Source organism: Dictyobacter aurantiacus, from assembly GCF_003967515.1.
Taxonomy (GTDB): domain Bacteria; phylum Chloroflexota; class Ktedonobacteria; order Ktedonobacterales; family Ktedonobacteraceae; genus Dictyobacter; species Dictyobacter aurantiacus.
In genome coordinates this window covers 165,746-190,736 of sequence record NZ_BIFQ01000001.1, presented here as the reverse complement: position 1 = coordinate 190,736, position 24,991 = coordinate 165,746, and the positions used below count along the sequence as shown (strand labels likewise).

General features: G+C 51.2%; 20 protein-coding genes. 13 read left to right on the top strand and 7 right to left on the bottom strand.

Annotation, left to right across the window (positions count from 1 at the left end):
- Positions 1–22: 22 nt before the first annotated feature.
- The gene (gene gnd / locus KTT_RS00805) at positions 23–1,036 is read right to left on the bottom strand and encodes a phosphogluconate dehydrogenase (NAD(+)-dependent, decarboxylating) (RefSeq protein ID WP_126594175.1); all 1,014 of its coding nucleotides are present in this window, start codon (positions 1,034–1,036) and stop codon (positions 23–25) included.
- A gap of 434 nt (positions 1,037–1,470) precedes the next feature.
- Positions 1,471–2,886: an amino acid permease gene (locus tag KTT_RS00800; RefSeq protein WP_218030801.1), complete on the bottom strand. Its 1,416-nt coding sequence runs from the start codon at positions 2,884–2,886 to the stop codon at positions 1,471–1,473.
- A 642-nt stretch (positions 2,887–3,528) separates the two neighbouring features.
- Here KTT_RS00800 and KTT_RS00795 point away from each other — a divergent pair.
- Both KTT_RS00795 and KTT_RS00790 read left to right on the top strand, forming a co-directional pair.
- The gene (locus KTT_RS00795; RefSeq protein WP_126594174.1) at positions 3,529–3,909 is read left to right on the top strand and encodes a zinc-ribbon domain-containing protein; all 381 of its coding nucleotides are present in this window, start codon (positions 3,529–3,531) and stop codon (positions 3,907–3,909) included.
- Positions 3,910–4,205: 296 nt separating this feature from the next.
- Positions 4,206–5,417: a WD40/YVTN/BNR-like repeat-containing protein gene (locus tag KTT_RS00790; protein WP_126594173.1), complete on the top strand. Its 1,212-nt coding sequence runs from the start codon at positions 4,206–4,208 to the stop codon at positions 5,415–5,417.
- Between the two features lie 16 nt (positions 5,418–5,433).
- Here KTT_RS00790 and KTT_RS00785 read toward each other — a convergent pair whose 3' ends face one another.
- Positions 5,434–5,892, bottom strand: coding sequence for a hypothetical protein (locus KTT_RS00785; RefSeq protein ID WP_126594172.1), 459 nt, complete (start codon positions 5,890–5,892; stop codon positions 5,434–5,436).
- Between the two features lie 219 nt (positions 5,893–6,111).
- Here KTT_RS00785 and KTT_RS00780 point away from each other — a divergent pair, with 219 nt between their 5' ends.
- From KTT_RS00780 to KTT_RS00770, 3 genes are all read left to right on the top strand, one after another.
- The gene (locus KTT_RS00780) at positions 6,112–6,546 is read left to right on the top strand and encodes a response regulator (protein ID WP_126594171.1); all 435 of its coding nucleotides are present in this window, start codon (positions 6,112–6,114) and stop codon (positions 6,544–6,546) included.
- A 243-nt stretch (positions 6,547–6,789) separates the two neighbouring features.
- Positions 6,790–7,752 (top strand): S1C family serine protease, encoded by a 963-nt coding sequence (locus KTT_RS00775; protein WP_126594170.1) that lies wholly within the window; start codon positions 6,790–6,792, stop codon positions 7,750–7,752.
- Positions 7,753–7,893: 141 nt separating this feature from the next.
- Positions 7,894–8,874 carry an NAD(P)H-dependent flavin oxidoreductase gene (locus KTT_RS00770; RefSeq protein ID WP_126599325.1) on the top strand — a complete coding sequence of 327 codons (981 nt, stop codon included), beginning with the start codon at positions 7,894–7,896 and terminating at the stop codon, positions 8,872–8,874.
- A 67-nt stretch (positions 8,875–8,941) separates the two neighbouring features.
- On the opposite strand, the gene KTT_RS00765 is transcribed toward KTT_RS00770, so the two are convergent.
- Both KTT_RS00765 and KTT_RS00760 read right to left on the bottom strand, forming a co-directional pair.
- Complete coding sequence (locus KTT_RS00765) at positions 8,942–10,375, bottom strand: acetate--CoA ligase family protein (RefSeq protein WP_126594169.1); 1,434 nt, start codon at positions 10,373–10,375, stop codon at positions 8,942–8,944.
- Positions 10,372–11,340 carry a PAC2 family protein gene (locus KTT_RS00760; protein ID WP_160145552.1) on the bottom strand — a complete coding sequence of 323 codons (969 nt, stop codon included), beginning with the start codon at positions 11,338–11,340 and terminating at the stop codon, positions 10,372–10,374. The genes KTT_RS00765 and KTT_RS00760 overlap by 4 nt, the downstream gene beginning before the upstream one ends.
- A 224-nt stretch (positions 11,341–11,564) precedes the next feature.
- Between KTT_RS00760 and KTT_RS00755 the strand changes: the two genes are divergently transcribed.
- The 3 genes from KTT_RS00755 to KTT_RS00745 all read left to right on the top strand — a co-directional run bounded on the left by KTT_RS00755 (position 11,565) and on the right by KTT_RS00745 (position 15,062).
- On the top strand, positions 11,565–12,509 hold the full coding sequence (locus KTT_RS00755) for an RluA family pseudouridine synthase (protein WP_126594167.1): 945 nt from the start codon (positions 11,565–11,567) through the stop codon (positions 12,507–12,509).
- 17 nt (positions 12,510–12,526) lie between these two features.
- Positions 12,527–13,072: a hypothetical protein gene (locus KTT_RS00750; protein ID WP_126594166.1), complete on the top strand. Its 546-nt coding sequence runs from the start codon at positions 12,527–12,529 to the stop codon at positions 13,070–13,072.
- A 115-nt stretch (positions 13,073–13,187) separates the two neighbouring features.
- Positions 13,188–15,062, top strand: coding sequence for a MutS family DNA mismatch repair protein (locus tag KTT_RS00745; RefSeq protein ID WP_126594165.1), 1,875 nt, complete (start codon positions 13,188–13,190; stop codon positions 15,060–15,062).
- Between the two features lie 121 nt (positions 15,063–15,183).
- On the opposite strand, the gene KTT_RS00740 is transcribed toward KTT_RS00745, so the two are convergent.
- Entirely contained in the window at positions 15,184–15,855 is a 672-nt protein-coding gene (locus KTT_RS00740) for an orotate phosphoribosyltransferase (RefSeq protein ID WP_126594164.1), read from the bottom strand.
- 287 nt (positions 15,856–16,142) lie between these two features.
- On the opposite strand from KTT_RS00740, the gene KTT_RS00735 reads away from it, so the two are divergent.
- Positions 16,143–18,080 carry an ABC-F family ATP-binding cassette domain-containing protein gene (locus tag KTT_RS00735; protein WP_126594163.1) on the top strand — a complete coding sequence of 646 codons (1,938 nt, stop codon included), beginning with the start codon at positions 16,143–16,145 and terminating at the stop codon, positions 18,078–18,080.
- A 41-nt stretch (positions 18,081–18,121) separates the two neighbouring features.
- Here KTT_RS00735 and KTT_RS00730 read toward each other — a convergent pair whose 3' ends face one another.
- Positions 18,122–19,963 (bottom strand): tetratricopeptide repeat protein, encoded by a 1,842-nt coding sequence (locus tag KTT_RS00730; RefSeq protein ID WP_126594162.1) that lies wholly within the window; start codon positions 19,961–19,963, stop codon positions 18,122–18,124.
- Positions 19,964–20,489: 526 nt separating this feature from the next.
- On the opposite strand from KTT_RS00730, the gene coaE reads away from it, so the two are divergent.
- The 4 genes from coaE to KTT_RS00710 all read left to right on the top strand — a co-directional run bounded on the left by coaE (position 20,490) and on the right by KTT_RS00710 (position 24,956).
- Positions 20,490–21,098, top strand: a complete 609-nt coding sequence (gene coaE / locus KTT_RS00725) for a dephospho-CoA kinase (protein WP_126594161.1) — start codon at positions 20,490–20,492, stop codon at positions 21,096–21,098.
- 318 nt (positions 21,099–21,416) lie between these two features.
- A complete protein-coding gene (locus tag KTT_RS00720; RefSeq protein WP_160145551.1) occupies positions 21,417–22,154 on the top strand; it encodes an alpha/beta hydrolase in 738 nt (245 codons plus the stop codon).
- 282 nt (positions 22,155–22,436) lie between these two features.
- Positions 22,437–23,840 carry a branched-chain amino acid ABC transporter substrate-binding protein gene (locus KTT_RS00715; protein ID WP_235845556.1) on the top strand — a complete coding sequence of 468 codons (1,404 nt, stop codon included), beginning with the start codon at positions 22,437–22,439 and terminating at the stop codon, positions 23,838–23,840.
- A 174-nt stretch (positions 23,841–24,014) separates the two neighbouring features.
- Positions 24,015–24,956, top strand: coding sequence for a branched-chain amino acid ABC transporter permease (locus KTT_RS00710; RefSeq protein ID WP_126594159.1), 942 nt, complete (start codon positions 24,015–24,017; stop codon positions 24,954–24,956).
- Positions 24,957–24,991 lie beyond the last annotated feature (35 nt).

Sequence of the window (24,991 nt, the reverse complement as noted above, 5' to 3'; positions counted from 1 at the left end):
GATAGATGGCGTCACCAGATGCTTAGCGCTCGTGGTGGCCACCGAACTCGAAGCGCATAGCCGACAGAACCTTGTTGGCGAACTCGGCCTCGTTGCGGGATTCGAAGCGATCATAGAGGGCAGCGCTCAACACGTGTGCTGGTACGCCTTCGTCGATCGCGGCCTTTACCGTCCAGCGACCCTCACCGGAGTCAGATACGCGACCGGAGAAATTGCTGAGGTCGCGGCTCTGCTGGAACGCGTGGGCAGTCAGATCGAGCAGCCAGGAGCTGATAACGCTACCACGGCGCCAGAGCTCGGCGATCTCGGGCAGGTCCATATCATACTGATAATGCTCAGGACTCTGCACCGGGGCGGTCTCTGCATCGATCAGACCCTGATTCTTGCCGATATTGGCATGGCGCAGGATGTTGAGTCCCTCGGCGTAGGCGGCCATGATGCCATACTCAATACCGTTGTGTACCATTTTGACGAAGTGGCCGGCGCCATGAGGGCCGCAGTGCAGGTAGCCATACTCAGCCGTACCACCCTGAGTCGTACGATCTGGGGTACGAGAAGCGGCCTCGATGCCAGGAGCCAGAACTTTAAAAATGGGGTCTAGATATTTGACCGTCTCCACTTCGCCACCGATCATCTCACAGTAGCCGCGCTCCAGTCCCCATACGCCACCGCTGGTGCCGCAGTCAACATAGTGAATATTGTGCTTCTTCAGTTCAGCCGCGCGCCGAATATCATCCTGATAGTTAGAGTTACCGCCATCGATGATGATATCGTTTTCGGACAGATGAGGGAGTAACTGAGCGATCGTATCGTCGACAGAAGCAGCTGGTACCATCAGCCAGAGGATGCGGGGGGTGCTCAGCTGATGCACCACATCTTCAAGCGAGGTAGCACCGCTTGAAATCGCGCCTTCTTTAACTCGCTGCTCAACGGTAGACGCTGTACGGGCGTAACCGACAACTTTGTGTCCGGCACGTACCAGTCGCTGCGCCATATTGGCGCCCATTCGACCAATTCCAATCATTCCAAGTTCCATGATAAGATGTTCCTTTCTTTATTTGGCATGTTCGCATTTTCTTATGAGGATATACATAATCAAACCCTGGATTGTAATGCGAACAAAGCAAGAAAATATCTCCCTACGAAGTAGAGAGCCAGTTCAGGCATTTCGAACGTGGTGGACGATGGCTCTCCTTTCGCATTCAATATGCTTGTTGTATCTCGCATATGTTTGCCACTGAATAATATATCACGTTTGTGAATTCCTCGCCGAAAAAAAACAGTTAAACGGCGTAAATGATGGAAGATCGATTGGATCAGATGGAAAATAACTTCAGATCCTGACACGAATCATCGCGAGGTTATGTTTCTATAAAAGCGCCTTGCCCCATTAAATCAGGCTTCATGCTGCAGGACTCACAGTAAAATTCTGCGGCATGAAGCCTGAATGCTGATTGCATCTACTATTGTTTAATCAGCATAGTTTTTCTCCAATTTACTGGCGTGCCTGCTGTATAGGAAGTAGACGATGAGCCCTAGCACAAGCCAGATAATAAAACGCAGGATTGTTACCAGGGGAAGGCTGACAATCAAGATCAGTGAAGCCAGGATCGAAAGGATCGGTATGACGGGAACCCATGGGACGCGGAAGCCGCGACGCAGGTCCGGCTGCGTGCGCCGCAAGATCAACACCGCCGCGGAAACGAGCACAAAGGCGGTCAGGGTCCCGATGTTGGTCAGTTCAGCTACGATATCAATGGGTGTCAGTCCTGCAACGAGCGCCACCACAACGCCGATCAGTATGCTGGACAGGTAAGGGGTTTTGAAGCGAGGATGGACGTGTGAGAAAAATGCCGGGAGCAATCCATCGCGGGCCATGGAAAAGAAGATGCGGCTCTGCCCGTAGAGTAGAACCAGCAGAACGGTAGTCAGTCCACAAATGGCCCCGACTGAAATGATTGAGCCCGCGGTATTGAGGCCGACGAGGATCAGGGCGTGCGATACCGGTGAAGATACATCTAGCTGTTTATACGATACCATGCCGGTTAAGACCGCCGTCACCAGGATATATAACAGCGTGCATATTGTCAGGCTCAGGATAATGCCAATCGGTAGATCTTTGGAAGGATTGCGTGCCTCCTCGGCGGAAGTGGAGATCTGGTCAAAGCCAATATAAGCAAAGAAGATGATGCTGGCTCCACTGAAGACTCCACCCACTCCAAAGGGGAGAAATGGCTGCCAGTTCATCGTATGGACATGAAAGGCACCAACGACGATAAAAAAGAGGATTACCAGCAGTTTGATGCCCACCATAATGTTATTAAAGCCGCTACTTTCGGATGTACCAATAACCAGGAGCACGGTAATCAGCAGGATAATGAGCATTGCTGGTAGATTAACGATGCCTCCTGAGAAAGGAGAGGCTATCAAAGCCTTGGGAATGGTGATGCCAAACAGGCTTTTAAGAAAATCGGTGAAATAGCCTGACCAACCAATACTGACCGCCGCCGCACCTACGGCGTACTCCAGTATCAGGTCCCAGCCAATGATCCAGGCGATTAATTCGCCCAGTGTAGCATATGAGTATGTATAGGCGCTGCCGGAGATCGGCACCGTACTGGCGAATTCCGCGTAGCAGATCGCCGCCAGTCCACTGGCAATGCCCGCAACAATGAATGAGAGGATCAAGCCTGGCCCCGCATATTTGGCCGCGGCTACCCCCGTTAAAACAAAGATACCGGTGCCTACAATGGCCCCGATCCCCATGGCCGTGATACTGAGCGGCCCCAGCGTGCGTTTCAGGGAGTGCTCACCTTCATTGCCCTGTTTTAAAATAAGATCAACTGGCTTCACACGCCAGATAGGGTTACGTTGTGTTTCTGCCATGAAATTGTCGTTATCTCCTTTTTCTTTTTCGGTCATGAAAATGATGGCAAGGGGAAAATACATATCTGCCTGTTTTATCTGAATTCGTCTCTATTGGAGATTGGCAAATATGCCTGGTATAATTGGTCATTATAAGTGACACGGTTCTATGGTTGGGAAAGTTACACAGTAGTTCGGTTAATCACGCTCTACAGGCGCTGGGAACACTTCAATATGCCCTGTGTACAGGTTTTGAGAGGGGAAGTAGCGTACTATCTTCCCGCAAGGCTTGAATTGCGGGACTTAGGGGCTATGAAGTAGTATAATGTAGCAGAGGGAACGTACTTTAAAGAGAGGGCCAAATTTATCGCCATCGCCTCCGATAACTCCTCACATGGTAGCGTTATCTGGAGTATTGTACAAGCATATGATGAATTGAAAATGGAATGTTGCGCTTGCACCCAAAACGTAAAGGTATACAGGTTTACAGAAAAGGCTCTCTATTATCATTGATTACGAACATATTTAGATCAGTGTATCCTGTATTGCTCCGTTCTTCTGTATTATGAGTGGGGAGATGTTTCTTCTAGCGTGTGCAGATTAAAGGCGGCAACAGACGAACAAAAGACCAGTAAAACCATATACTCTGGAGGAATACGACTTATGCAGTGTCCTAATTGTCATGCGAACTATACCGAGGATGATCTGTACTGCCAGCAATGCGGAGCTGACCTGACAAAGAAAGCGACCAGTATCATCCCCATACAGACCAACCTGCCCGCTTTACTCTATCATTCTCCCGTGCCTCGCAATGTTGCCGCGGGTGTGGGGGCGGTGGCCGTTGGTGTAGGAATTGAACTATTACGGCGAAATCTGCTGGCCCGTTTACAGCCAAAGCGCAGCGTGGAACGTGGACTGCCAGCTCTTGGAGAGATGAGAGATCTGGTATTTCCACAGAACAATAAAACGACTCGCCTGCCAAAGGGATATGAGATCGAAGAGACGGTGGTGGCGGTACGCCGCATTATTCGCCGTACCAACTAGTAGGTGCGCTCCTTGCGGACGCTTGCCGCGAAGCGGCTCCGTACCCGGGCGCGTACGATTCATTCAATACTGGATCGTTCCCAGGGAAGATGGTCATCGTTAATGAAACGTATGCGCCCGGGTACGGGGTCGCCTGATGGCTCCAAGCTGGGGCAAGCCCAGCACCTACGAGGGCATTTTCGTTTTTAAGCTCTTTGTCTTTCTCTTTGCACGGATATGGTGGCTGGGTGGTATGGCACAAATCCTTGGAGGTATGCTATCATTGCAACCAGATATTCGCTGCAGAAGAGGATGCTATGTATTATCCGCTAACAATATTTCGTATTCCGCGTTTTTTCGCGCTGGGCATCCTATGCCTTGGATTATTATTGTTGCTGGCCGGTTGCGGTACCGGTTCTGGCATTTTAAGTGCTGGTGGTAACTGGCAGCCTGGTGGCATTACAGGCTATCGTTTCCGCTCCCTGACCACAGATCCCAACAATCCCCAGAAGATATTTGCCGGTAGTGAGCAGGGCGCTATTTTTGTCACTGCCGATAGTGGTGAACACTGGGTGCGTACCAAAGCTGATATTCCCCATCTGGCGGCCATTAATGCACTGAGCTTTGATAAGGCCGGCAAACAATTATATGTTGCCAGCGATAGTGGCTTATGGTCAAGCGCTAATAGTGGGCAGACATGGAATGCCATTGTCAAGCAGACATTGCCTGCCGATAAATATACTGCACTGGCCTTCGATTTGGAGGCAGCGAACCATTTCTATGTAGGAACAGCCAGACACGGAATTTTCATGAGCTCTGATGGAGGGAATAGTTGGACCGGCGTTGTTAAAACGTTTCCACTTGAGACCATTGTCAATGCTCTGACCTACGATTCTGATCAGCATCAACTCTGGGCCGCCACCTCAACGGGCATTTATCGAATGGCTGACCAGGGTGCCACCTGGACAGCGCTCAATGCAGGCTTACCCGCGCACGTCGCCATCAATGCGGTGGTGCCCGCCACCCTCAATGGGGGGGAGCAAGGCTTGATCTACGCTGGAAGTGAGCAGGGTTTCTTTATCTCGTCCGATAGCGGCGCCCATTGGGCCCGTGGCAAAGATAGTCTCTCGGTGGTGCCTGTTACATCTATTGTGCTGGATTTTCGTTCGAGGGATGCCAGAACCATCTATATCGGTACCGGGGCCGGCGCTTTGCAGAGCGATGATCAAGGGCAGACCTGGCGCGCTGTTGCTCCTGGTTTGCCAAAGATTACAACCGTCAATGCCCTTGCGCTGGGGGGAGACCACTACGCCCAGTTGCTGGCGGCCGTAAATGACATTTATCTTTACCCGGGCAATAGTGGAGGTTCAGGTTCAAATATCTTCCCCATCGTGCTCTTTATTGGCTTCTTCGCTCTACTCTATTATTTTGCCCAGGGGAGACGTAAGCGTCGGATGAACACGTTATCCGCGTCGAATCCCAAAGAGGGGAGCACGACATCAGAGTCCGATGCTCCACCAGAGCCGTAACATTCTATCTCCAATATTAATGGTGGAGGGAGCCCAGAAAAGCGACCAGCAGATAGAGGGCATAGATCAGGACGCAAACCATGATACAGGCGACATAGCACGTAATATTCCAGGCCCGCTTGTTGTTGAGGGCCTGCCGTAACTGCTCAGCCATATCGGGTGGATCGAGTTGTAGATCAGGACAAATCTCTGTAATTTTGGGCAGCATTTCACGAAAGTCTTTGGCATTCGTCATACCTTCAGCGAGAATAATCGTTTCGCCGTCATCCATATCAGCCATCAAGACGAGTTTGGAGGGTGTTGGTTCACCGGGAACCAGTGTCAGGCGCCGCATGGCATCCAACTGTACACGTAATTCCTGGTCCTGTTCGATCCCGGTAACGACAAGTTCATCATAATAGAGTTGGATCTCTTTGCCCATACCAAAGCGTACGACGCTAATCGGATGTTTGCGTACTATTTCATTATCACTCATGCGTTGTTCCGTTTATTTGAAAATCAAAAGTATTGCCTAGATTGTACACTAAGTTTATGAAAGCGTCGAGGGAGGATAACGGAAATGCTGGAAAAATCTCGTATAAATGGATGAGCAACTAGCCGAGATGGGGCAAAAGAATGGATTTTCTTGACATACGTGTATAGAAACATTACAATTTGGACGAAGTTGCCATCAGATAAGGACTTTTGATATTCTATGGCCCAGGTAGGTCTACTTGAAGATAATGCACGTATCGCAAAGCTTTGTGCAACAATGCTGCAATATGCTGGTCATCATGTTATTGTATATGAGCATCCTCGTGAATGTTTAGATGCGCTCATGCCCGAAAGAGCGGGCAGATCAGCTGTTGCATATCACCCTGTAGCATCTCGAGCTCTGGCTCTTCTGCCGGTTGATGTGTTGATTTTAGATCTGCATCTACCCGATATGACTGGCATCGATGTTTTGCGCTTTTTACGTGCCAATCCGCGTACGCAATCTTTACCGCTGATTTTCTGTACCGCTGCATCCTCTTCTGAAGTTGCAAGCGCGCTGAGTATCGCACCGCAAGCAAGCTTTATTGAAAAGCCATTCACGTTTCAGGAGTTGATTTCGGCAATCAGCAGCGCATTAAGTATTCGCGAGAACTAATGCTCGGGTTTGATTAATGGCATGATATGGGGTTGGGCGGGTAAGGATCTCTATCCTGAGAGCAGGACTTTTTTATGCTAACCGCAATGTTTAACAAGATGGTCTCCTCTTGCGATGTTCTACGTTTAAGACTGCCGCGTCTATTATTGTCACAAAATGTGATACAATAGATATCAAACTTAATGAGTTGCTGCCTCGCACGCACGATAAACTCCATTGGGTTCCACAGAAAGTTAGCATGGCATGAGTACATATGAGCGAGATGCGCTGGCTATGGATGCATATTCCAACGCTGTAACCGCCGCTGCCGAGCGAGTGGGCCCGGCCGTTGTACGTATAGATATAGAACGTGACATGGCGCCCCGTTATGGACGCTACGCGCCGCCTCCTGGTGCGGGACTTGGATCTGGCTTCATTTTTTCCTCCTATGGGCAGATTCTCACCAATGCACACGTAGTTGAAAAGGCCAGGCGGATCTTTGTCACACTGGCGGATGGACGCAAATTCCCCGCTGGCCTGGTCGGCAGTGATTCCGAGGTAGATGTGGCTGTACTACGCATTGGCGCGGATCATCTCCCGGTGGCTGAGCTGGGCCGTCAACCGCTGCGTGTCGGTCAGCTGGTGATCGCTGTGGGTAATCCTTACGGCCTGAACTGGACCGTTACTGCTGGCGTTGTTAGTGCCCTGGGGCGCACTCTGGATGTACCCGGCTCCAAAAAAATGGTGAACCTGATACAGACGGACACCTCAATCAATCCTGGTAACTCTGGAGGGCCGCTATTGGATAGCGCCGGTCGTGTCGTGGGCATTACCACGGCCATGTTGCCGATGGCGCAAGGACTTGGCTTCTCTATCCCACTGGACACGGTTAAGACGGTGCTGGCCCGGCTGGCGCAAAAACGTCAGGCTACGATCACAGGCGCCTCCCTGGGTGTGGGTGGCATGCGCGTATCCCTTGATGAGCAGGTACGGCGCGCCCTCGGGCTGGAGCAGCCAGCAGGGATGGAGATCGTCGAGATCCGTCCCCACACTCCTGCTGAACAGGCCGAGCTGAAGCGGCAGGATATCATCATCGCTGCCGATGGAGAGGTCGTCAGTGAGCCCGGTGACCTGCAGCGGCTGATCCGCCGCCATAAGACTGGCGAGAAAGCTATTATTACCTTTCTGCGCGGAGGGAAACGACGCCAGGTTACGGTTGTCCTCTAACGCCCGGTACGGTATGATGTAGCTTAGATATGTACATTATCCTTTTGAAGGAATAGTATGCCTGGTACATGTTCCATGTCCAGGCATGCATATTTAAGCGAGGAAAGAGAGTACGGGTCTATGTCAACGCTACCCGCAAAGATGCATACGCGTTTCACCGAATTGCTGAATATTCGCTACCCGATCGTACAGGGTGGGCTATCTCACCTTTCATATGCTGAACTGGCCGCTGCCGTCTCTAATGCTGGTGGTCTGGGCCAGCTTGGATGCGCGTGCTTTGCCACACCGGAAGATCTTCGCGCCGATATGCAGAAGGTCAAAAGACTGACGGATAAGCCCTTCGGGGTTAATTTCCCCATTGGCCATGTTCCGCTGGATGGTTTTTTAGAAGTAGCTCTGGAAGAGGCACCGGCGGCTATCAGCATTACGGGAGGCAATCCCGAAAAGCTGCTGCGCAGCATTCAGCAAAGCGGTGTCAACGTACGCACCATGGTGCTGGTGGCTGGTGTCAGAGCGGCTCAGAAGGCTGAGAGCCTGGGGGCCGACGCCGTGATCGCGGTAGGTTTCGAGGGTGGTGGGCACCTAGGCAGAGATGATATCGGCACCACTGTTTTGGTACCACGCATTCTGGACTCGGTACGTATACCCGTTCTGGCCAGCGGCGGCCTGGCCGACGGACGTGGGCTGGCCGCCGCCCTGGCGCTGGGAGCTGATGGCATCGAACTGGGAACCCGTTTTGTTGCAGTACGTGAAAGCAACGCTCATCCAGCCTATCAGCAGGCCCTGGTGGAGGCAAAGGAAACGGATACCGTGGTGATCGAGCGGGCCATTGGCCGGCCTGCGCGTGTGCTCAAGGGACCGGTTCCAGATGCCATCTTACAGATAGAGCAGGAACTGGAACGTTCCCAGGCCACACCGGAGGAGCGTTTACAGCGCCTGTTACCGCATATTCGAGGCGAAGTAAATACCCGAGCTTCACTTGAAGGGAAGCTGGATGAAGGTTTCGTATGGGCCGGTCAGATGATTGGACTGATCCATGATATTCCAACCGCGCAGGAGCTGATTGAGCGCACCGTACGGGAGGCTTATACTCAGGTTCAGCGTCTGCAGCAAATATTTTAAGCGTTAAATGCACAGGCAGGTCTCACCCGAGACATAATTGGGGTGAGACCTGCCTGTCTGCTATAATCTAGTATTCCTGTGCCGTCTCCAGAAATTGGCCAACCTCTGCCAGCGCCGCCATGGCGCGGCAGGTGATCTCGACTGATTCGTAGTAGGGGATGTTCTCTTCGCGCAGGAGCTTGAGTGCCGGAATATCGTGGCGTGCATACACCGTCTGGACCAGAACTGGTTTTTTATATTTCCTGACCATTTGACCCAGCATACGGGCCGCCTCTTCTTCGCGAGCCCCGAAATCCTCAGTGAGCAGCATCTTGTAGCCGCCAAAGAGTCCAGTAATGATGACGCCATCCACCGTCGGATCTTGCAGGCACACCTCTGTAATCGTTGCGAATGATAGGGGATCCTCGTCGGTTGCCCCGGCGACATCGATGGGATTGGTCGGGGTTGCGCGTGCGGGCATCAGCTGACGCAATTTATCCTGCGTCTCCTCGCAGAGAATCTCCACCTCCATGCCGGCGCGGGCTGCCGCGTCTCCGGTCGCGACCGAGCTCCCACCGCCGTCGCCGACGATGGCGATACGCCGCCCACCTTTTGGGGTAGGTGGTTGCAGGGCCAGTGCCTGTGCCACAGGGAAAAGCTCATCAGAGCGCAAGACACGTACAACGCCGCTACCAAGCAGGCTGGTATCATTATCTGGCCGCACAGTTCCCCGGGTACCGGTATGGGCTAATGCTGAACGCACGCCAACCTCGGTGGCACCGCTTAAAAAGATCACCGTCGGTTTATAGCTGCCGTTGGCATACATCTCTCTGGTTACCTGGCGTAGCGTATCCTCCTGAATGGCTTCGACGTAGCCGGCGATTACCGTCGTTTGTGGATCGCGAGCCAGGTATTGCATGCATTCTGGGAACGATACATCGGCAGCGTTTCCCACGCTGAGAAAGGTGTTGAAGCCCAGTCCATCCAGGTGGGCCTGGGCGTACCAGTACATGCCCAGATTTCCGCTTTGAGATACCAACCCGATAGGGCCGACTGGCAGGGGAAAGACCATGCCCAGGGCATTCAATTTGGAGCGATGGACATACAGGCCCATACAGTTACTGCCAATCACGCGGATACCGTGTTCACGACAACGGGCGACGATCTGTTGCTCCAATTCGCGGCCTTCGGGACCCGTCTCGCTGAAGCCGGCGGTAATAATAACGATCCCTTTTACGCCATGGGCAATACAATCGTCGATCCCTTTCTCAACGTGATTAAACGACGTCGCAATCACGGCCAGGTCGACGTGCCCAGGAACATCGCGCAAGCTGGGATAGGTTGGCCTGCCCAGAATCTCAGAGACCGATGGATTGATCAAATAAATATCGCCGGCGAATCCCCCGGCGATCAATTGTCTGGCCGCAACGTGTCCCCATTTTTGCGGGGCACGAGATGCGCCCAGTATCGCTACTGAGCGCGGTTGCAGAACCTCTTCTAATAGATAGGGTGAAATACTCATTCACTCTCCTCTTCATCGTCAGATTGTTGGGATTGTCCGTTCCCACGTTGTTCGCGTAGGAGTTCCTCCACGTCGCGAATAAGGCTATCAGCGCTGGGTAGCGGACCACTATTCAGTGTATGATCGGGGCCGAACAGCAGCGCCTCATCATCGTCCTCTTCGTTGTCATCCAGGTCGACCCCGTTGGCTATCTGCTCCTCCAACCTGCGTACATATTCACGTGCCTCAGGATCTTTGGCGACCAGCGCTGTCACCTGTTCTTCGAAGCGTACAGCCTCCGACTGGATCTCATGGAGATCGAGTCCGAAGGAGAGGAACTGATTGAGATAGGTAAGGAGTGCCGCCGTTACCTTTATGTTTGGGGTTGCCGCCAGGTAATGAGGAGCGGCGGCCCACAGTGTAGCCGAGGAGATGTGCGCGCGATGGCAAGCATCGTGGAGCACTCCAATGACGCCAGTTGGACCCTCGTAGCGCGAATTATTGACATCCATCTCGTGGAGTCGTTCCATGACATCATTATCCGTTGAAGCTCCGGTAATGGGAACAGTAATGGAGTGGGGGACATCGGCGAGCAATGCACCCAAAAACACCACCTCGGACACATGAAACTTTTTACATACATCCAGGAATGCCGTACAAAACGTTTTCCATTTCAGTTGCGGCTCGGTACCAAGAAAGAGGATCACATCACGGTTGAGGTCCGGGTCAGTATGAGCAAAGAACTGATTGGCTGGCCAGGTAATGCTACGCTGGTTTCCATCGGAATACTTAATAGTTGGGCGTGTTTCAGTAAACACAAAAAAGTCTTCGGCGTCTATCTCGGCAATTTTTTCTGGTAGCCAGCGATCGACAAGAAATTTTATGGCTGTCGTTGCTGAATCGGCGGCGTCGTTCCAGCCTCCAAAGGCCACCACAACAATCGGTTCACGCAATTCTGGCTGATTATGATAGTGTATTTGTGACATGTCCATCCCTCTTTATCTGCCTGTCTGGTTCTATTCCAAGCAAATATGTTGTTACCATTCTATCACAGCTACACAATCCCTTATCTACTTGAAACCGCTCCACAAGCCATTCTACATCAATTTTTATCGTATTATGCCTGTCTATCGGTATGATGGAAAGAAAGTACTGCTCTATTTTGTGTAGCGATATTGACGTCTGACGGAGAAAGACCTATACTCACGGCATGGAAACTGCTGACGTCTCACTTATTTATCAAGATCACTACCTGCTGATCGTGAATAAACCGGCCGGGCTGGTTATTCATCCCACATATAAACACTCAGATGGCACGATGTGGAATGCTGTGCTGGCCTATTTAGACAAGCAGGGGAGAGATGATTGGCAACCACCGCTCCTGCCTGATGATCCTGAGTGGGCCGGGGCGCCGCCTGCTATCAGAGATATGTTGCGTGAAAAACGCCGTGAACGCCTGTGGAAAGAAGATGGCCTGCTCCCCCGGCCATGTCTGGTGCATCGCCTGGATAAAGATACATCGGGCATTGTTGCTCTGGCACGAACCGAGCGATCGCGACGACACCTGATCAAGCAATTTCATGATCACACCATCGAGAAGCGCTACCTGGCCGTTATTGCGCGCGGCGCCTGTGGGTGGGCGCAGCCACGAGCCACATTTACCATTACCAGGCATTCAGCAGGCGGCCAGACGACAGCGGTTGATGGCACGAGTTTCTATGCCGCCACCGGTAGTGATGTATTTATGCTGCATGGATCCTTACAGCGCGACCCTGATGAGCGCCGACGCTGTATTGTTGGTCCAGACGGACAGGCTGCGAGTACGGCGGTGAGGGTACTGGCGGTAGCTGAGCCGTTCGCCTTGCTGGAAGTACAGCCTATCACGGGGCGTACCCACCAGATTCGGGCTCACCTGGCCGCCGCCGGGATGGCCATCGTGGGCGATCAGATGTATGCGCCGCCTGAACATGTGCTCGCGCACACGCCTCTCCTGACGCGGCAGTTTCTGCACGCGTATAGCCTGACCCTGCGGCGCTATCCTCAAAATGATACCTGCCACTTCAGGGCAGCGCTGCCCGCGGATCTTTGTGACTGGCTAAAGCAGAACTGTCCAGCGCTCTGGAAGGCCTGGCTGATATTGAACGCGCAGACATGACGAAAGGTATAACAGCAATGGGAACCGAAGAATACCCGCCCGATACTGGTTCATTGGCCTGCTTAAGTGCCGAAGACAAAAAAAAACGCCTGGACGCCATGGTGAAGATCTGGCAAAGCGATACCGAAAAACGCTGTCAGCCTGAAAATCTGGCCACGTTTATTAGCGCAGCCGGCCTGAACGAGTACCGTTATAGCGTCTCATTGCGTTTTCCGGAGTGGGAGCGCAGCGTGGTTGTTGGGCAGGTATTGACCCTGCAGCGAACTCCCCAGGGAGAGGATCGCCCGGTCCTGTTTAGCCAATGGCGGCATGAACCATTGCTCAAGAAGATGCCAGACTGGAAGCAGCACCTGCCTGATGAGACGGTCTTTAATATTTCCGTACGGATTACGCCGGGAGGACTTGGGGAAGGAAGCAAATGGGCGATCGTGATGCCAAAGGATATGTTGCCGCGCTATCGACCGGGTTGGCCCAGGCAGCAGGATTGGGTTGCCTGGACGCAATCATTTGATTGGCTCTCGGTAAGCACAGGTTTTATTCATGGACTGCTCAATGCCCTGTAGCCTGTTGTCGATCCGCAACCAGGCGGCCGGCAAAACATATATTTATTGTGAGACGCATTTTCTGTTTGTGGTCATGTGAAGTACTTTCTTCACATTATCCTCTAAGGATTCGGATATGGAATCACAGTTCTCAAAGCAAGAGCTTCTTGAGCGTCAGATCGGGCATGTCCAGCGGCGCCTGGCGCAAACGCGGCAACTCGACCAGAATAATAAAGTGAGAACCCTGGGCGTTATTGGTGGAGGGATCTTCCTGACCATTGTTGGCCTGGCCACGGTACACTGGCTGGGCTTTCTTTTTTTGCTAGCCACCTGTCTGGGCTTTTATCTTCTGGCGCGTTTTCAGCCCAACGTCAATCAAAGCGTCCTGCGTTACCAGGTCTGGCTGCGCATTTTAGAGACCCAGCAAGCGCGCTTGCGGCTCGATTGGGACGGTATGCCGTCGGTGCCGCCACGCGAGGAGCAAGAAATCGACCATCCCTTTGAGATTGACCTGGATATCAGTGGAGAACGCTCTGTACACCGCTTACTCAATACTGCTGTCTCCTTAGAAGGAACGCTGCGTCTACGCGATTGGTTATTGGAGCTTGAGCCAGACCCTGACATCATTCACGATCGGCAGGCACTGGTACGTGAGTTAACCCCACTAACCCGCTTTCGTGATAAATTGCTCCTGTATTCATCCTTCGCGACGCGCTTTACCAGTGGTCCGGTCGATGGAGATCGTCTGTTAGACTGGCTGGAGGCGCAGGCTGAATCCAAACAGACTCTTACCTCGCTGCTGGTGGCCTGTGGATTGGCGGTCTTATTTTATCTATCCGTGCTCCTGTTCGTTTTTGAGCATACCTCGCCCCTGTTTTGTGCGGTGACCTTGATCGCTTCCTTCGTCTGGTATCTAATGACTAGGAAGGAGCAGGGCAACCTGGCCGAGGATACGCACGCGCAGCGCGTTGCTTTCGGACAACTGCAATTCATTTTCAACTATCTCGAAAAATATCCCTATGCCAGGCAATCGCAGTTGCGTACCCTGTGCGCCCCATTTTTTGAGCACGGGGATCGGCGTCCCTCGCTGCTTTTAAAGCAATTGGAACGGATCACCAGCCTGGCCACGCTGGCGCGTAGTCCGGAAGCCTGGGCTATTGCCAACGCCATTCTCCCCATTGGAGCTCTTACCGCTTATCGACTGGACCAGTGTAAAGCGTTGATCGCGCAGTATCTACCAATCTGGCTTGATGTCTGGTATGAACTGGAGGCCACCTGTTCTCTGGCCAACTTCGCCTATCTCAATCCAGAGTATGTCTTTCCTGAGATTGTGGTGGACAAAAAGAACAGCAGGGCTACCGTTTTTCAGGCCAGAGAACTGGGTCATCCAATGATCGCGAAAGAGCACAAAGTGGCCAATGATTTCCAACTGGAAGAAGATGGAGAAATTTTGCTGATTACCGGCTCCAATATGGCCGGGAAAAGTACCTTTTTACGAACTTTAGGCGTTAACATGTGTCTTGCCTATGCAGGTAGCGTGGTGAATGCCAGTTCGTTACGCCTCTCATTGTTTGAGATCTATGCCTGTATACGCGTCACCGACTCACTGGCGGACGGCTACTCATACTTCTATGCCGAGGTACGGCGTCTGAAGGGATTGCTGGATGCCATTGATGAGGATCTACGCTATCCCATCTTTTTCTTAATTGACGAGATCTTTAAGGGCACTAATAACTACGAGCGCCTCATCGGCAGCGAAGCATATATACGGGCCCTGGTTGAAAAGAAGTGTACCGGCGCCATCTCAACCCATGATCTTGAACTGGTCAAACTTGCGGATTTGTTCCCGATCATCAAAAATGCCCATTTCCGTGAGAATATTATCGAAGGACATATGGTATTCGAGTATCTGCTGCGTGAAGGGCCGAGTCCTACGCGCAATGCGTTACGCATCATGCAAATGGAGGGGTTACCAATCAACTGGGACGCGATTTCATCGGCGCAATCGTAGCATGCGCCGATTGAAACCATTTCTCACAGGTCGTTCGCGTGACATCATAGCCAGGTCCAAAACAGATCAGGGGTGGTCAGCGATTCACTGACCACCCCTGATCCATTGTTTGATTCGTAAACTACAAACCGAGAGGGCCGGTATTTGGCTCACCCTGTTTGGAACGCAGATACTCAGCACATGTACGATAGGTCTCTTCTGTAATCAAGCCCTTCGACATATAGTGAGTCAGCATGATATCAAGCTTCAAGATGCTTATCAGGTTATATCCATGACGGCGTAGACGCTCGGCTGCGCCGTGTTCGCGGTCAATAAGAACGATGACATCTTTTACTTTCAGACCATTTTCCTCAAGGAGCGATGTTGTTTCAAGGATACTGCCACCACGAGTGATGAGGTCGTCGATGATAATAGCCGTATCACCTTGATTAAAATGTCCTTCTATCCCACGCTTGCCGGTGCCTTCGGGACGGCTGCGTGCATAGATCAGGGGAATATTTGTTTCTAATGAGTAGGCTGTGGCCAATAGGAGTCCACCGACTGGAACCCCCGCAATAACGGAGAAGGGGTGAACACGTGGACGACGTAATGATTGGGCTAAATCAATTTCCTGTTGCATCAACTTGCTTGCAACACGTAGCGCGGTTGGGTTACTAATTAAAACTTTGGGATTTACGAAAATGGGCGAGCTTACAGCGGATTCACTCACTGTAAAATTGCCAAATTGTACTCCACCCAGATCAAATAGGATCTGTGCCAACCACAAATTATCCAGAGACTGCTCTTTCGCCACCTCAGCATCCTTTCTCTTAGCAGAAGGATTTGTTTCATAAGTATATCATAATCGCATAAGTTCAGCCAACCTTTTATCGATTGTCGCCTAACCTATGAGATTGAATACAATGGGTTACATTTCATTATATTAACACTAAATGATACTAGCCATTGTATACGATCAGGTTATGCGTCGGGTTGCAATGGGACGCATCCCGCATGAACTCTTGCGTAGGGCGGGCTGATATGATACGCTAGCTCAAAACGTATATGATAAAATAATGGTTTGAATTTGGGTGAAGACATATGCCAGTAATCAGTGTCGTAAATTTAGGAAAGTCATTTGGGGCGGAAAGAATATTTTCTGGTCTCAATTTTCAAATTGATCCTCAAGACCGAATCGGCCTCGTCGGACCCAATGGAGCTGGAAAGTCTACCTTGCTCAACATTCTGGCTGGACGGGAAGAACCTGATGAAGGCTCAATTGCTATTGCTCGTAACACCCGCATTGGATACCTCACACAGGTGACGGATTTTCGACCAGATAATAGCTTACGCGAAGAGATGATCTCCGTTTTTGCAGAACTGCGTCAGTGGGAGCAGGAGCTGGGTGAACTGGCTATCGAGATGTCCTCAACGCAGCCGGAGACGGACCAGCACCAATCGTTGTTGCAGCGTTATGATCAACTGCAGGCGCGTTATGAACATGCTGGCGGCTATACTTATGAAAATCGGGTTGACCAGGTGTTGGACGGCCTGGAATTCACGCGTGAGCAGCAGGCCGCGCCCATCATGCAATTAAGCGGTGGGCAGCAGACACGCGCTGCGCTGGGGAAGCTCCTGCTACAGGAGCCGGAAGTATTACTACTCGACGAGCCGACCAATCACCTGGACCTGGCTACCCTGGAATGGCTCGAAACCTACCTCTCCTCCTGGAAGGGGGCCATGGTCATTGTGGCACACGACCGCTACTTTCTGGATAAAGTGGTATCGCGTACCATCGAGCTCGCCTTTGAGCGTATTGAGGAATATCCGGGCAACTATACCAAATACCTCTCGCTACGTGAAGAACGCATGGAGCGCCGACGGCGTGAGTACGAGGCACAACAGGCATATATTGCACATACTGAAGAGTTTATACGGCGCTATAAAGCGGGTCAGCGTAGTCGCGAGGCGCGAGGTAGGCAAACCTTACTGGATCGCATGGAGCGCGTGGCTCGTCCGCAGGATATGCCGGAACTGAACTTTGAGTTCACACCAGTCGCCGATAGCGGCCTGGTCGTCATTTCGACGCAGAAACTAGCTGTTGGTTATGGTACGGGCGCAAAAGCGGGCCGACCTGGAGAGCATGATACCAACGTCCTTGTTCAGGTGGCTGATCTAGAAATGTTACGGGGTGATCGGGTTGGCCTGATCGGACCGAATGGTACGGGGAAAACGACGCTGTTGCGTACCTTGATTGGCGAGTTGCCACCACTGAGTGGCCAGGTCCACATCGGCCATGGTGTGCGCATCGGATACTACTCTCAAACGCATGCTGGCCTAAACATGGAGCGCAGCATTGTCGATGAGATACGCCAGGTCAGTGTATTAAGTGAGGAAGGGGCTCGCAGCTTTTTGGGGCGTTTCCTCTTTTCAGGTGATGACGTCTTCAAATCGATTGGTAGCCTGAGTGGTGGCGAAAGAAGCCGGGTCGCCCTGGCCAAATTGACCTTACAGGGGCCAAACCTGATGGTACTCGACGAGCCGACCAACCATCTCGACCTCCAGTCGCGCCAGTTTCTGGAAGAGGTACTGAGTGAGTTTGAAGGCACGCTGCTCTTTGTCTCACACGACCGTTACTTTATTGATAGCCTGGCCACGAAAGTCTGGGCCATTGAAGACAGGGTACTTTATCCTTACGTGGGTAACTACACCGAATACCGGACCCGCCATCAGCAGATAGTATTGAATGCGTCCGGCTCTAAGACACCTGTCAAGGTCGCCCCTGTTAAGGCAGCCGCGCCCGCTAAAACCAGCAGCAAGAAGAACGGAAAAGTCAAAGCCCGCACTCTGGAAGACGTTGAGAAAGATGTTGAGAAGGCTGAGGCGAAGGTAAAGAGCCTGGAAGAGGCACTTTCGCAGGCCGCTCTACAAGCTGACGCCGAGGAGCTAACCCGGCTCTCAGCGGATTATGAACAGGCGCGAGCGCGGGTAGACGAATTACTGCAAGAGTGGGAACAACTGGCGGATATGGTCAGCTAGAAAAAGCCCGACGTTTACGCCTGGCATGCAGGTAGCATATGCTACCTGCTTTTTTTATGGCGCTGGCGGCTGGCAAAGCCGCCGACAAAGCCTCCCAGTGCCAGGATAGGAGGTACTGCAGCCGCGATGATCAGCCATGCTACCAATGCCAGAAGGGGCATAAACAGCGATGGGTGCAGATTGATCTGATGTATCAAGGATGCCTGGCCAACTTTATACATGGCTCCTAGTATCCCTGCCAGCACCACTGAGACCAGAATCGTTTCTACGAGCAGGGCCAATCCGTAACGGAATGTGCCTCTGGCCGCATTTACGCACAGTATTGCAACACTGATACAGATCACGAAGAGCCCGATATAAGGGATTGAGGCGATAAAGGCCATCAGTCCGAAACCAATTAGCCCCGCGACAATCCCGAGAATACTGAGTGCGAGTCCGCGGATAAAGCCCTGCGAGGCTTTCTGCGGCGCTGTATCACTCTGCTGCTTACTTTTAGGTTGTTCTGGTGTCTGTGTCTGGGCTACCGCCAGGTTGCTCATAATATTATTTTTAATGGCATAGGTTTCTGGATTTTGAGCATCCAGTTCCAGCGAACGCTCGACTGCAGTGAGTGCCTGCTGGTGCTGTCCTAGATTGCTTGAGACTACAGCTTGCATGCTCCAGCCCATGGCATTATTTGGATCCAACTGGAGAATGTGCTCGATGACCTGTTGTGCTTCGGCGTAGCGGCCTGCCGTACCCAGCAACTGTCCCTTTAATATTAAAGCGAGCACATTATTGGGCATATTCTGCAGAACTTGTTCTACCAGATTAAAGGCCTCCCCATAGTTTTGGGCCTGAAATAGCTGCTGTGCCTGTGCCACCATCTGCTGGCTTTGCTGCTCTCGTTGCTGCTCCAGCGCCGAAGACAAAAGATGTCCTGATGTGGACGGAGAAGTTGTCTGTACTGGAGGGGCTGTTGCTGTTAATGCCGCTGCTCCAAAGGGCCCGCTTTTTTTGAGGAGCATGCTACTGGATGGTGATTCTGTTCCTGGTTGAAACCCGGCAGTGAAGTTCGACGCCGTTGTCTGTCTGGTTGCGGTGACCTCTGGAATATCCCCGACAATGCTAAAAGGAACTTCCTGCTGCCCAAAGAGTTGCGGGCGCTGCTGCTCGCTGAGGGCTCCAAAGAGGTAGGCATGTAATCTGGATAGCGTAACTACCCCCGTAGCCTGGTCGATCGCCGGACCGCAAAGGCCGAGGATCATTTGATGGATAAATGGACTCAGCCCACGTGCGCCGCTTTCTGGAGCATGTTCATTTCCTCGGCATGAGCACATAAACAATCGATTGGGGTATGATTGCAGGATAGAGAGTACCGAACTGTTCAATAACGGTTTGGAGTCAAAGGGAGAGGTCCGACGCATACTCCAGAGTTGCCCCGTCTGGAAACAATCAAAAATACACAGAATCTGTGTTGCTCGGCTTTGGGTCAAGACATGTTGAGAAAAAGCCTGCAGGCTCAAGCTGGTGTTCGGGTCCTGGTAGCGTGAATTCGTCAGGGCCAGGTACCCCTCACCTGAACGTTCGTCGATAAAGGCGTGACCCGCAAAATAAAGCAGGATTGAATCCCCTTCCTCTGCTTTATGAAGGCATATTTGCGTAATCAGAGATTCAATAAGTTCCCTGGTGGCATGTTGACCCTGTACGAGCTGCACATCCGGGGGAGACCACTTGCCCCCCTTATTATTCACCAACCATTGAGCGAGGGCTCGGGCATCGTTTTCTGCGAATTGTAGCTGCTGAAACGTACTATCCTGATAGCGGTTCATACCAACAATGAGCCCGATATGCCTTGATGCCCTCTTCTCTGGCGGCGTTCTTGTCAACTCTCCAGAATACATTTTGTTCCTTCCAGTGTTGATATAGCAATATATTTTTTCCTTACCTCTCCATAATGAACGGGGAGAGATAAGATATCCTCATCATTATGTGTTTATGCCCCCTGTTGTTGAGTGGGAGTGGCATATATGTTCTTCGTTCTCATTGCACATGTAGTCCCGGGAGGGGGCTGTTTTTAGTGGAATCAATCCCCACATCAAACATCGACATGAAAACAAGAGATATCTGATTTGATGCTTGGTAACTGCCAATAGTGCTGTAAGGTTACATCGCAAGTATACACCATCGAGTGAAGGAATATTAAAAAAATGAGGACTTTTGTCTTTTCCATCAACACCATATTACTAATATGTGTCAGACACAAAAAGGCGTTGTGACCTTTGATACAATGAATGAGATGGCAGATCTTTTTGTGGCCCACAATCGCGAAGAATGATGTTACTGATAAAAAAGTGTATGCTCTTCCTTAGGATAGTACGTTTAAACTATTATATAGTGAGTAGCTAAGAAAGGTTAAAATAACCTGGTATGTCGTATGTGATAGGCATTACTGGCAATATCGCCTGTGGTAAAACATCTGTAGGGCAGATGCTAGTGCAATTGGGGGCTGAAAGGTATATTGATGCGGACCTGTTAGTACACCGATTGTACGAACGGGGCCAACCTATTGCTATACGGGTCGCAGAATTATTTGGGTCGCAGGTGGTTGCAGAGGATGGAAGTATTGATCGTAAAGCATTAGGAGCCATCGTCTTTCATGATCCGAAGGCGATGAAACAACTAGAAAGCATAGTTCATCCAGAGGTGCATAAAGCGGTCAAAGAGGAGCTGGAAAGCGTCAGTCCTCATGGAATCGCGGTTCTGGATGCTGTCAAGTTGCTGGAAGGTGGTTCCAGCGCTTTTTGTCATGCAAAATGGCTGATCGAATGCCCCGAAGATCAGCAACTGCAACGCTTGATGCGGAGAAATATCATTAGTCTAGATGAGGCCCGAGCGCGTATCAGGGCTCAACCGGACATTACCGCGAAACGAGCCATGGTTGATGAGATCATTGACAATGGAGGAACTTCTGAGGCTACTTACCAGCAAGTTGCAGCAGCATTCAAAAGATTCTGCTCACAATTTTCCATTGTATAGTCTATATGTGGAGATTATGAGATGCACAGATCGTCAATTTTACGTACATATGCTGTAAGTATTTGTATGGTTTTTGTTGTTTCTGTAGTCTGGTGTATTCATGCTGTTTATGTCTCGCCTGTCAATAGCGCAGCCAGTACTTTAAAACAGACAACACAGGTCCAGGCTAGAAATAAGCTACTTGAATCAACATTACAGTCAGAAATGCATAATACCGGAAATGCTTCCACTTTGAATAGCTCTACAAAATCAGAGCTCTTCCAATTGACAGGAGCGCTAAGGCCGGGGCAAAGTCAGCCGATACCTGATGCAAAGGATGTGCAGGATATCCCTGTCTTTGATGTCTCGTTCTATAACGAGCGAGGCAATCTTATTTCAGGATGGCTGGCGATATCTTCTCCACATGCGCCGGTCATCATCTTAACGCATGGAACACCAGGTGATCGTGTCGATATGGTGAAGAGGGCTGCATTCCTATTTAAGCATGGATATACGGTATTATTATTTGACTTTCAAAGTTATGGCAAGAGCCAGGGCGTCATGTCGACATTAGGAATGGTTGAATCGGGAGATATTTTAGCCGCGATCGCTTTTCTCCATTCATATCCCGACACTATCGATAGTAAAATAGGGGTGCTGGGACTCTCAATGGGAGCGACCGCGTCTGTCCTGGCGGCGGCGCGCAGCACGGATATCAGCGCGCTGGTGGCCGAAAGCTGTCCTGTGGATGCTACGCGTGTGCCGGGTGATGTCCCCAATGATCAGGTGCGCGACGCGGATCGGCAGCTTGTAGAAGAGGTGTATGGGGTTGATATCACCCTGGCGCGTCCCATTGATGTGGTCAACAAACTAAGCGGGCGTACAGCGATCTTTTTCATTAACGGAGACAAAGACTATCAGACTCCTCTCGACGGTATGTATGCGTTGTACAACACGGCAGGGAGTCCTAAGCAATCCTGGGTAGTTAATGGGGCGGGGCACGCGCAATCTTTTTCCCTGGACCCGACCGAGTACGAAACGCGCGTAGACCAATTCTTCGACGCCTATCTAGGATAAAATATACGTATTGACAGTGAAAATGACAATACGTATAATTCCCTCAATCTCTTTTCCTTGTTCAAGAGAGCAACGGTAATTACGCAGCTGAAGCTTTTCTTGCCCGTGTAAGCTGATAGCGCCCGATCGCTAACGGGACCAATATGATGAGTTTACGAAAGTTGGTGAGATCAGAGTTTCAGGAGACGTATTTATTTTTGTAAGGTATCAACGTCCTTACTATTAGACATCAACCTGTGACCCCTTTTCCGCATTGTTTTTATTGGTTATCTAAAGGTGGAAGTGTTTCAATTCGACAGTGAGGCACTTGATGAAAGGCAGGCTGACTACATTATGCGACGACCTCCGTCCCGTATTTTAGCCTCTATGATAGGCTTCTCGCTCATTATTACCATTCTTGCGGCTTGTGGTGCTGGTACCCCGTCAACAAATACCGGCAATGGTAATGGTAATGGTGGTACCCAGCAGACAATAACCATCAAGATTGGTTCTGAACTCCCTACAACATCGGGTGATGCTTCAACGGGTAAGCCGGCTCAAGATGGTGTGGAGCTGGCTGTTAAAGAGGCCAACGACTCTAACTTCTTACCCGGTTACAAATTCGCGCTGGTAGCCAAAGACGACGTTGGTGCCAATGGCACCCACGATCCGACTGTTGGCCAGAAAAACGTAACCGACCTGATCGGCGATGCCCAGGTAGCTGGTATTGTTGGTCCTATCAATAGTAGCGTGGCCCTGGCTGAGATTCCAACCACAAACAAGGCTCCGATTGCTCTTATCAGTCCTTCAAACACCAATGACTGCCTGACCAAAGAGACTCCCGCATTTGAATGTGGTGGCGCCAACAGCAAGCTTGCTGCGTTGCGTCCAACCGGGAAGGTGACCTATTTCCGTACCGCCACCATTGACCAGTATCAAGGTGCTGCGTTAGCCGTGTATGCGTACAAAAACAAGAGCTACCGTACGGCGTATGTGATTGATGATACTGAAGCCTATGGTGTAGGTCTGGCGAAGAACTTTACAACCTACTGGCAGAAGCTGGGTGGTAAAATCCTTGGTAGTGCCAGCATCAAGCAGACGAACTCATACGAGAACATTCTGACCGAGATCGCATCCAAGAAGCCCGACTTTATCATGTTTGGTGGTAACGACTCGACTGGTGGTATCACGATTCGTCAGCAGATGAAGAGTGTCGCTGGCCTGGCGAACACACCGTTCATGGGAGGTGATGGTACCAAGACGTCGGCCCTGGCCAAAGCGGTCAAGCCCCTGGGTGGCGGACCCGTTTTTACCTCGATCCCGGGTATTGATCCAAGCCAATCTCCGGCCTCCAAGACCTTCTTTGATGCCTATACCAAGCAGTTTGGTGCCGGTGCCATTGGTGCGTATAGCGCGGGTGGTTATGACTGCGCCAAGATTCTGTTGCAGGCTATTAAGTCTGCTGTTCAGGACAAAAAAGCCACAGCACCAAAGGATTCGAACGATGATAGTGGTGCCTCTAGCTTCCGCCAGGCAGTGATCGATGCGGTACAGAATGTTCAGTATGACGGAGTCACCGGTCACCACAGCTTCGACAAGAATGGCGACACCTCTAATCACTTCGTCTCACTGTATACCATTGGTGATTTGAATACAGGTGATGGCTGGAAGTATCTGGAACAGATCGACACCAGCACCTTGCAGTAACGAGGTGAAGACAATTCGAACCTTTTATCTCGAAAGATAAAAAGGAGTGCAAGGTACCTGGGGAGGTATTAGCAGGATCCTTCTCTGGCTGATACTTCTCCAGGTTTTTCATTTTAATCCTCTCCAGGTGTTCCTGTAATCTGTTACTACTCGAAGATAAGGAGTAACCAGCCAATGGCTACTTTCTTAAACCTGTTAATCGTAGGTCTGGCCACGGGTGCTATCTACGCACTGATCGCGCTGGGTTATACGATGGTTTATGGCATTATCGAGCTGATCAACTTTGCTCATGGCGATATCTTTACTCTGGGCACGTTTGTGACCATTGCCATTCTCAGCGCGCTGGGAGTGACGGCGGCCAATCCTCCTTCCGTTATGAGCTGGGTGCTGGTCAGTGAACTGGCTCTGGCCTGTATTGGTTCATTTCTCTTCTGCGCTGTATTAGGTGTGGTCATTGAGCGTGTCGCTTATCGTCCCCTGCGTAATGCGCCTCGTCTGGCTCCCCTTATTTCTGCCATCGGCGTTTCTCTTGTTCTCCAGGACGTTGGTAAGCTCTGGTTTGGCGATACAAACGTCGCTTTCGTCTCCTTGCCAATCGGCGTTGTGCATACGGGGCTCATCGATATTGATGTCATCAATATCTTTGTTCTGGTGGTGGCTATCGTGCTGATGGTTGCCCTGCACCTGCTGGTTACTCGCACCCGTATTGGGCGAGCGATGAGAGCTGTTGCCCAGGATCGTGATGCGGCGGCCCTGATGGGCGTAAATGTCAACCTGATCATTGGTTTCACATTTTTCGTTGGTGCAGGTTTAGCTGGTGCTGCCGCCTTTATCTACAGCCTCAAGTTTCCGAACACCTATTTCTACCTGGGTTTTCAGCAAGGTCTGATCGCTTTTACCGCCGCGGTCCTGGGTGGTATCGGGAATCTGGTCGGTGCTATGTTTGGTGGGTTGCTGATTGGTTTGATCTATTCGCTGGTTACCCTGATCCCGCCAACGGTTTTGCCACACGGTGGCAATGCCTGGAACAATGCCGTAATCTTTGCCATCTTGATTTTGATCCTTGTTTTTCGTCCATCTGGCCTCTTTGGACAGAACACGCCTGAGAAAGTGTAGCAGAACACTTTACGCAAAAGCAAAACAAATCAAGT

Excerpts from the sequence above, each read along its gene's own strand:
- KTT_RS00755 (WP_126594167.1), top strand. The coding sequence starts at position 11,565 with ATGGAAACTGCTGACGTCTCACTTATTTATCAAGATCACTACCTGCTG.
- KTT_RS00790 (WP_126594173.1), top strand. The coding sequence starts at position 4,206 with ATGTATTATCCGCTAACAATATTTCGTATTCCGCGTTTTTTCGCGCTG.
- KTT_RS00735 (WP_126594163.1), top strand. The coding sequence starts at position 16,143 with ATGCCAGTAATCAGTGTCGTAAATTTAGGAAAGTCATTTGGGGCGGAA.
- KTT_RS00775 (WP_126594170.1), top strand. The coding sequence starts at position 6,790 with ATGAGTACATATGAGCGAGATGCGCTGGCTATGGATGCATATTCCAAC.
- KTT_RS00730 (WP_126594162.1), bottom strand. The coding sequence starts at position 19,963 with ATGTATTCTGGAGAGTTGACAAGAACGCCGCCAGAGAAGAGGGCATCA.
- coaE (WP_126594161.1), top strand. The coding sequence starts at position 20,490 with ATGTCGTATGTGATAGGCATTACTGGCAATATCGCCTGTGGTAAAACA.
- KTT_RS00795 (WP_126594174.1), top strand. The coding sequence starts at position 3,529 with ATGCAGTGTCCTAATTGTCATGCGAACTATACCGAGGATGATCTGTAC.
- KTT_RS00770 (WP_126599325.1), top strand. The coding sequence starts at position 7,894 with ATGCATACGCGTTTCACCGAATTGCTGAATATTCGCTACCCGATCGTA.
- KTT_RS00710 (WP_126594159.1), top strand. The coding sequence starts at position 24,015 with ATGGCTACTTTCTTAAACCTGTTAATCGTAGGTCTGGCCACGGGTGCT.
- KTT_RS00800 (WP_218030801.1), bottom strand. The coding sequence starts at position 2,886 with ATGGCAGAAACACAACGTAACCCTATCTGGCGTGTGAAGCCAGTTGAT.
- KTT_RS00760 (WP_160145552.1), bottom strand. The coding sequence starts at position 11,340 with ATGTCACAAATACACTATCATAATCAGCCAGAATTGCGTGAACCGATT.
- KTT_RS00765 (WP_126594169.1), bottom strand. The coding sequence starts at position 10,375 with ATGAGTATTTCACCCTATCTATTAGAAGAGGTTCTGCAACCGCGCTCA.
- KTT_RS00750 (WP_126594166.1), top strand. The coding sequence starts at position 12,527 with ATGGGAACCGAAGAATACCCGCCCGATACTGGTTCATTGGCCTGCTTA.
- gnd (WP_126594175.1), bottom strand. The coding sequence starts at position 1,036 with ATGGAACTTGGAATGATTGGAATTGGTCGAATGGGCGCCAATATGGCG.
- KTT_RS00785 (WP_126594172.1), bottom strand. The coding sequence starts at position 5,892 with ATGAGTGATAATGAAATAGTACGCAAACATCCGATTAGCGTCGTACGC.
- KTT_RS00780 (WP_126594171.1), top strand. The coding sequence starts at position 6,112 with ATGGCCCAGGTAGGTCTACTTGAAGATAATGCACGTATCGCAAAGCTT.
- KTT_RS00745 (WP_126594165.1), top strand. The coding sequence starts at position 13,188 with ATGGAATCACAGTTCTCAAAGCAAGAGCTTCTTGAGCGTCAGATCGGG.